The sequence below is a fragment of the Mesorhizobium sp. M4A.F.Ca.ET.020.02.1.1 genome (assembly GCF_004022645.1).
GTDB lineage: Bacteria > Pseudomonadota > Alphaproteobacteria > Rhizobiales > Rhizobiaceae > Mesorhizobium.
Window position 1 is genome coordinate 1 of sequence record NZ_RZOI01000287.1, and the last position, 6,942, is coordinate 6,942.

A 6,942-nucleotide genomic window follows, 5' to 3' on the forward strand; every position below is an offset into this window, starting at 1 on the left:
GCCCCATTTCGGCCGCGAGCCTTTCGAGCAGGGTCAGGATCTGCGCCTGCGTCGACACGTCGAGGCCGGAGACGATCTCGTCGGCCAGCACGAATTTCGGCGACAGTGCCAGTGCTCGCGCAATGCCGACGCGCTGGCGCTGGCCGCCTGACAATTGATGGCGGTAGCGGCTGGCAAAGCTTTGCGGCAGGCCGACGCGCTGCAAGGCTTCCGCCACGCGCTCCTTCAACCTGTCGCCGAGGCCGTTCTGCCTCAGCGGCGCGGCGATGATGTTGAAGACCGTATGCCGTGGGTTGAGCGATGACATCGGGTCCTGGAAGATCATCTGCAGGTCGCGGCGCAGCGGCCGAAGCCCGGCTTCCGAGAGGTGGCTGATGTCACGGCCTTCGAAGCTGATCGAGCCGGCGCTGGGCTCCAGCAGCCGCACCAGTGCACGGCCGAGCGTCGACTTGCCCGAACCGGACTCGCCGACGATACCGGTCACCGATCCCTTCGGCAGATCGAAATCGAGCCCTTTCAGGATCTCGGCCAGCGGCGCGCGGCCGACCAGTGGCTTGCGCGTCATGTCGGGCAGCGCCACCTTCAGCCCGCGCACCGAAAACAGCGGCTCAGCCATGGCCCGGCCTCCAGGCTTTGTCGGCATCCGCGATCTCGGCGGCAAGTCCCGCAAGCACGGTTTCGTCCACCGGCTTCAGTGATGCGAAGGGATCGGTGTAGCGCGGCGTCGCCGCGATCAGCGCCCGCGTGTACGGATGCCGGGGTGCTGCGAAGAGCTCGGCGGTCTCGGCTTCCTCGACCACCTTGCCGGCATAAAGCACCGAGACTTTCTGGCTGATTTTGGCGACGACGCCAAGATCGTGGGTGACGAACAGGATCGCCGTGCCGTGGTCGCGCTGCAGTTGCGCGATCAGCCGCAGGATCTGCTTCTGCACCGTCACGTCGAGCGCCGTCGTCGGCTCGTCGGCGACGATCAGCCTCGGCTCGGCGGCGAAGGCGGCGGCGATCAGCACGCGCTGGCGCATGCCGCCGGAGAGTTCGTGCGGATAGCTTCTCAGCACGCGCTCGGGGTCGCGGATATGCACCTCGTCGAGCAACTGGCGGATGCGTTGGTCGGCCCGCTCGCCGCTCCAGCCCAGGATGCGCACCAGCCGGTCGGTCGTCTGCGGGCCTATGCGGCGCGACGGGTTGAGTGCGGTGAGTGGATCCTGCGGGATCAACGCCGTCCGGGCGCCGATCAAATTGCGGCGCGCCCTGAGCTGCAGGACACCAAGGTCCTCCCCCTCCAGCCGCATCTCGCCTTCAATCACGCGCACGCTGGATGGCAGGACGCCAAGCACCGCCTTGCCGATCATCGTCTTGCCGGCGCCGCTCTCGCCGACCAGCGCGCGCACTTCGCCCGGCTGGACGGACAGCGACACCGAGCGCAGCACGCGCTGGCCGTTGGGCAGCACGGCGCTGAGCGAGCGGATTTCGAGGCAGGGTTTCACGGCCGCGCTCATCGCAGCACCGGATCGAAACGCGCCTTCAGCGCCTCGCCGAACTGGCTGAAGGACAGCACGGTCAGGATCAGCGTGACCAGCGGGAACACCAGCACCCACCAGGCCTGGTGGATCGACAGCCGGCCCTCGGCGATGATGCCGCCCCAGGTCGGATCGTCGGTCGATATCGACAAATTGACGAAGGACAGGATCGCCTCGACGATGACGGCGATGCCCATCTCCAGCGACAGCAGCGCGACGATCGACGGCAGCACATTGGGCAGCACCTCGCGCAGCATGATGCCAATGCGGCCATAGCCGGCGATGCGCGCGCTTTCGACGTAGTCCATGCGCGCCTGGCTCATAGCTTCGGCACGGATCACCCGGCAGAAGCGCGCCCAGTCGATGACCGCGATGGCGATGATGACGGAGCTGAGGCCGGTGCCCAGCACCGCCACCAGAAGGATGGCGAACAGCACGGGCGGGAAGGCCATCCAGATGTCGACGACGCGCGAGATGATGCGGTCGGCCCAGCCGCCGAAATAGCCGGCGATCAGCCCCAGTGCCGAGCCGACCAGGCAGGCGGCCGAAGCGGCGGCGAAGGCGACGATGAAGGCGATGCGGCCGCCGAAGATCAATCGTGAGAGCAGATCGCGGCCAAGGCTGTCGGTGCCCAGCCAATAGCCGGGTTCGGCGCCATCCAGCCAGAAGGGCGGCAGCCGCTCCAGCATCAGGTCCTGCGCCAGCGGGTCCTGCGGCGCAATCAGCGGCGCGAAGATGGCCGCCAGCAACGCCAGTAAAAGCCAGCCGCCGGCCAGCCAAAGCTTCGGGCTCAAACCGCTTCGGGAGATGCGTGCCTCATCCATGGCGCAGCCTCGGATTAAGCAGCGCGTACATCATGTCGACGGCGAGGTTGATCAGCACGAAGAGCAGCGCAAAGACCAGCACGATGCCCTGGATCAGCGGCAGGTCGCGGTTGATGACGGCGTCGATCGCCATGTTGCCGAGGCCCTCGTAGGAGAACAGCCGCTCGACGATGACCGTGCCGCCGATGAGGAAGGTGAACTGCACGCCGACCAGCGTCAGCGTCGGCAGCGCAGCGTTTTTCAGCGCTTCGCGCAGGATGACCTGCGTCTCCGAAAAGCCCTTCACGCGCGCCAGCACGACATAGTCGAGGTCGAGCACCTCCTTCAGCGACTGTTTCAGCAATTGCGCGATGATCGCGGCCAGCGGCAGCGCCAGCGCCACGGCCGGCATCAGCATGTGCTTGAGCAGGTCCCAGGTGAGATCGAAGCGGAGTCGAAGCAAGCTCTCGATGAGATAGAACTGGGTGACGAAGGGCAGGTCGAGTTGCGGCGACACCCGGCCGGAAATGTCGAACACCGGGACAAGCACGCCGAACAGCAGGATCAGCACCAGCCCCCACAGGAAATCGGGGATGGAGAGCGCGGTGCCGCTGGCGATGTCGATGCCGGCCTCGAATGCCGTGCCGCGCTCGCGCGCCCCGAGGATCGCCGCCGTGCCGCCGATGGCCACCGCCATCAGAAGCGCCACGGTCGCAAGCTCCAGCGTCGCCGGCAGCCGGTCTAAGACCAGCCCCAGCACATCCTGCCGCAGCGATATCGAGGTGCCGAAATCGCCGCGCAGGACGCCGCCGAGCCAGATGAAGAACTGCTGCACGATGGTCTTGTCGAGCCCGTAGAGCGCCCGCAGCCGCGCGATGTCCTCGTCGCTGGCGCCGGGCGGCAGCATCATCGCGATCGGGTCGCCGGGCGCGAGCCGGATGACGACGAAGACGACGACGGCGACGCCGAACAGCGTGACCAGCATCGTCAGCAGGCGAACGAGGAATCTTTGCAGTAGCATCGGCCTGTATGCCCGGATGAAAAAATGCGCGCCGTCTTCGCGACGGCGCGCGGCAATCCAAGGCCGATGATCAGGCCGGGGTCATCAGCGCCGGCAGCAAGGCACCCGACACATGCTGCACCACATTGACGCCCTTGGCGTGCACGATCGGCTGCGCATACTGCATCAGCGGCAGTACATAGGCCTGTTCGGCGACGTATTTGTCGACCGCCTTCCAGCCGGCGATGCGCTTTGCCTCGTCCTTCTCGCCCCATAGCGGGTTGATCATGTCGATCAGGTCCTGACTGTCCCACACCGAATGCGGGCTCGGGCCGTACATGGCAAAGCCGGTCGACGTCGTCGGATCACCGATGGCGTTGCCCCAATTGTAGAAGGCCGCCGGCGCCAGCTTGTCGGCGGCGCGCAGCTCATAGTGCTTGGCGATTTCATAGACCTCGATCGTCGCCTCGATGCCGACCTTGCGCCACATGCCGACGATGGCCTGGATCATCTCATAGTCCTTGGGCTTGAAGCCCTTGGTCATCTGGATCGTGAACTTGACCGGCTTTTCCGGCGAATAGCCGGAAGCAGCGAGCAGTTGCTTGGCCTTTTCCGGATTGTGCTCGACCTTGATCGAGGCATCGAAGGCCGCGTATTCCGGCGTCTCCAGCGTGGCGATCGGCTGGCCGTAGCCGCGCAGCAGCCGCTTGACCAGAAGCTCCTTGTCCACCGCCATGACGGCTGCCTGGCGGACATTTTTGTCCAGCATCGCCTCGATGTCGTTGAAGAAGATCATGCCGATGTCGGAGACGTTCTTGATTGAGCCGGCGAGCCCGTCTTTGGCGATCAGCCGGTCATACTCCTCATAGGGGATTTCAAGCGTCACCTGCGAGGAGCCGGATTCGATCTCGGCGACGCGGCTCGCGGCGTCGGTGACGAACTTGATCGTCACGTTCTCGAAGGCCGGCTTGCTGCCCCAGTAGTTCGGATTGGCCTTCAGCCGCAGGAAGGCGTTGCGCTCGAACTTGTCGACCATGTAGGGGCCGGTGCCGATCGGCGACTTCTCGAAGCCCTCGGCGCCGACCTTCTCGTAATAGGCCTTCGGCATGATGTAGCCGGTCAGGAATGACATCCATTTGAAATAGACCGGGTCGAACTGCACCACATCGCCGGTGATCTTGTTGCCGTCGATCTTGAAATTGTTGACGTTCTTCCAGACGAACTGGATCGGGTTGCCGGTCTTCTCGTCGCCGGCCCGCTGCAGCGACCAGACCACGTCCTCAGGCGTGAATGGCGAGCCGTCATGCCACTTCACGCCCTCGCGCACCGTCATCGCCACCTTGGTGCGGTCCTCGTTCCAGCCCCATTCGGTGAGCAGGCCGGGCGTGAAGGACAGGTCCGGCTTCTGCGGGATGAACTGGTCGAACACCGACTGGTAGAGACCCTGGATGGTCGGATTGACCGCCGAGGGCCCGGTCGTCGGGTCCCAGGACGGCAAATTGACGTTGTAGGCGATGGTCAGCTCTCCAGCCGCCCTGGCTGCCTTTGGCAGGCCGAGAGCGGTCGCGCCGATCGCCGCCGCGCCGTATCCGAGCAAGTCACGTCTGCTGATGGTCATGGTCGTTCCCCTTGGTTGTATTTCTTCGCGCGGCAGTGTCATCGTCGTTGGGTTCAGGCTCCTTGGGCAACCGCGCCTTGCCCCCTGCATCCCGGAAAGATCGTCGCACCTACCTCCCGCCTAGCTGTTCAGCGAGCATGAAGCCCGAGGCGGCGCCGGTGCCGGCGCCGGGCCATGTCGCGGCGCCGGTGAGGTAGAAGTTTGAGACCGGCGTGTTCCAGCCGGCGTAGCCACGGGCCGGGCGGAAAAGAAAATTCTGCGCCAGATGATGGCTGCCGCAGATCTGGTCGCCGCCGACGAGGTTCGGGTTCTCGCGCTCGAGATCGAGCGGCGAGAAGACGGCGCGGCCGAGGATTTTTTGGCGCAGGCCCGGCGCGTAACTCTCGATGATCTCGAGCACGCGCTCGGCATAGGCGTCCTTGATCGCGTCCCACGGACCAGGCTCGATCCTGCCGGCCGCGTCGCCGAGGACTTCGGCCGGCAGCATGCGCACCTGCACCCACAGCACATGCTTGCCTGCGGGCGCGCGGGAGGGATCGACGGCCGTCGGCTGGCCGATGACCAGCACCGGCGGGTCCGGCAAAATGCCCGCTGTCGCCTGCTGGTAGGTGCGCGACATGGCGTCGAGCGACGGCGACAGATGCACATAGGCGAACTGACGCAGCTCGGCCCCGGCGCTCCAGTCGGGCAGGTCGTCCAGCGCCAGGTGGATCATCATCGTGCCTGGCGCGTAACGGAATTTCTTCATCGTCGCGTCGAAGCCGGCATCGCCCGAACCGTCGGGCAGAAGCTTGCCCGGCAGCGCCTTCGGCGCGACGCCAGCGATGACCGCCTTGCTGGCGACATGGAAATCCCCGGACGCGAGCCGCACGCCGGTCGCCCGGCCGCCGGCGACCGTGATCTCGGCGACCTCGGCGCCGGTTGCGATCTTGCCGGCAGCCGCCGTCACCATGCCGGCAAGCGCGCGGATCATGGTGTCGGCGCCGCCCTTGCCCAGCACCATGCCGAAACTCTGGTTGGCCATCGATTCCAGATAGGGGAACACGGCGCCGCCGGCGATGTCCGGCGCGAAGTCGAGATGCATGCCCCAGGCGGCGAGCGTCGCGCGCACATGCGGCGTCTCGAAGTTTTCTTCGAGCCACGCGCGGGGCGAGGAGAGCAGCAGTCGGCCGGTGTCGAGCGCGCCGGCAACGCCCTTCTTGCGCCAGAGCTTCCAGGCCGTGCCGGCCAGCGCACGGGTGCTCATCGGCGAGCCCAGCAGCCGGAACAGATGCTCGGCTTCGCCCGGAAAGGCGGCGACAAGACGCCGCCAAGTATCGGCGTCCGCTGCGGAGAAGGCGGCCAGCCGCGCGGCGGTCTTCTCCAGGTCGTTGCTGACGCCGAACCATTTGCCGTCCGGGAAGGCGCTGGCGAAACAGTCCGCCACCGGAGCGAATTCCAGCCCCTGGTTTTTCAATTCATTTGCATATTTCCGGTGGAAGGCTGAGCCGGCGAACAGGCTCAGATTCATCGCGCCGAAATCGTGGCGGAAGCCGGGTAAGGTGAATTCGCGGGTTTGCACCGCGCCGCCGATTGCCGCACTGCGTTCAAAAACGGCTGTTTTCCAGCCTTTGCGCGCCAGATGCGCGGCGCATGCCAGACTGTTGTGGCCCGCCCCGACAAAGATGGCGTCGAACTCGCTCACGCCTCGCCCCAAAATGCTTTATGCTTAAAGATAATTGCAGATGCATATGTTTTCGTCTAGTAGGATATTAAGGGCCGCAACGAGCCTCGATCTTCATCGACAAAGAGGGAACTGAGACCATGGACACGCAAAAACTCCTCGGCGAGGTCGCCGGCCAGCTGCTTTCGGGCGCCATCCGCGTGGTCGACCTGTCGGCGCCGCTCGGGCCGAACACGCCGCTGATCAAGCTGCCGCCGGAGCTCGCCGTCGACACGCCGAAGGTCGAGATCCACGCCATCTCCAAATATGACAAGAACGGGCCGTGGTGGGCCTGGAAC

At 65.5% G+C, this 6,942-nt stretch carries 6 protein-coding genes and 1 pseudogene; 1 reads left to right on the top strand and 6 read right to left on the bottom strand.

The genetic code is table 11. The features are described from left to right. From EN742_RS18470 to EN742_RS18495, 6 genes are all read right to left on the bottom strand, one after another. Positions 1–616: dipeptide/oligopeptide/nickel ABC transporter ATP-binding protein (locus EN742_RS18470; protein WP_148670147.1), on the bottom strand; the 616-nt coding region annotated here is incomplete at its 3' end. After that, positions 609–1,499 carry an ABC transporter ATP-binding protein gene (locus tag EN742_RS18475; RefSeq protein ID WP_127406327.1) on the bottom strand — a complete coding sequence of 297 codons (891 nt, stop codon included), beginning with the start codon at positions 1,497–1,499 and terminating at the stop codon, positions 609–611. The genes EN742_RS18475 and EN742_RS18470, both read right to left, overlap by 8 nt. Beyond that, positions 1,496–2,344 (bottom strand): ABC transporter permease, encoded by an 849-nt coding sequence (locus tag EN742_RS18480; RefSeq protein WP_127406328.1) that lies wholly within the window; start codon positions 2,342–2,344, stop codon positions 1,496–1,498. Before EN742_RS18480 ends, EN742_RS18475 begins: the two co-directional genes overlap by 4 nt. Further along, entirely contained in the window at positions 2,337–3,344 is a 1,008-nt protein-coding gene (locus EN742_RS18485) for an ABC transporter permease (protein ID WP_127406329.1), read from the bottom strand. Before EN742_RS18485 ends, EN742_RS18480 begins: the two co-directional genes overlap by 8 nt. A 70-nt stretch (positions 3,345–3,414) precedes the next feature. Next, positions 3,415–4,941 carry an ABC transporter substrate-binding protein gene (locus tag EN742_RS18490; RefSeq protein ID WP_128333125.1) on the bottom strand — a complete coding sequence of 509 codons (1,527 nt, stop codon included), beginning with the start codon at positions 4,939–4,941 and terminating at the stop codon, positions 3,415–3,417. Between the two features lie 109 nt (positions 4,942–5,050). Continuing rightward, entirely contained in the window at positions 5,051–6,625 is a 1,575-nt protein-coding gene (locus EN742_RS18495) for an NAD(P)/FAD-dependent oxidoreductase (RefSeq protein ID WP_128333126.1), read from the bottom strand. Positions 6,626–6,744: 119 nt separating this feature from the next. Between EN742_RS18495 and EN742_RS18500 the strand changes: the two are divergent. Then, a pseudogene (locus tag EN742_RS18500) lies at positions 6,745–6,942 on the top strand (cyclase family protein); the annotation flags it as partial.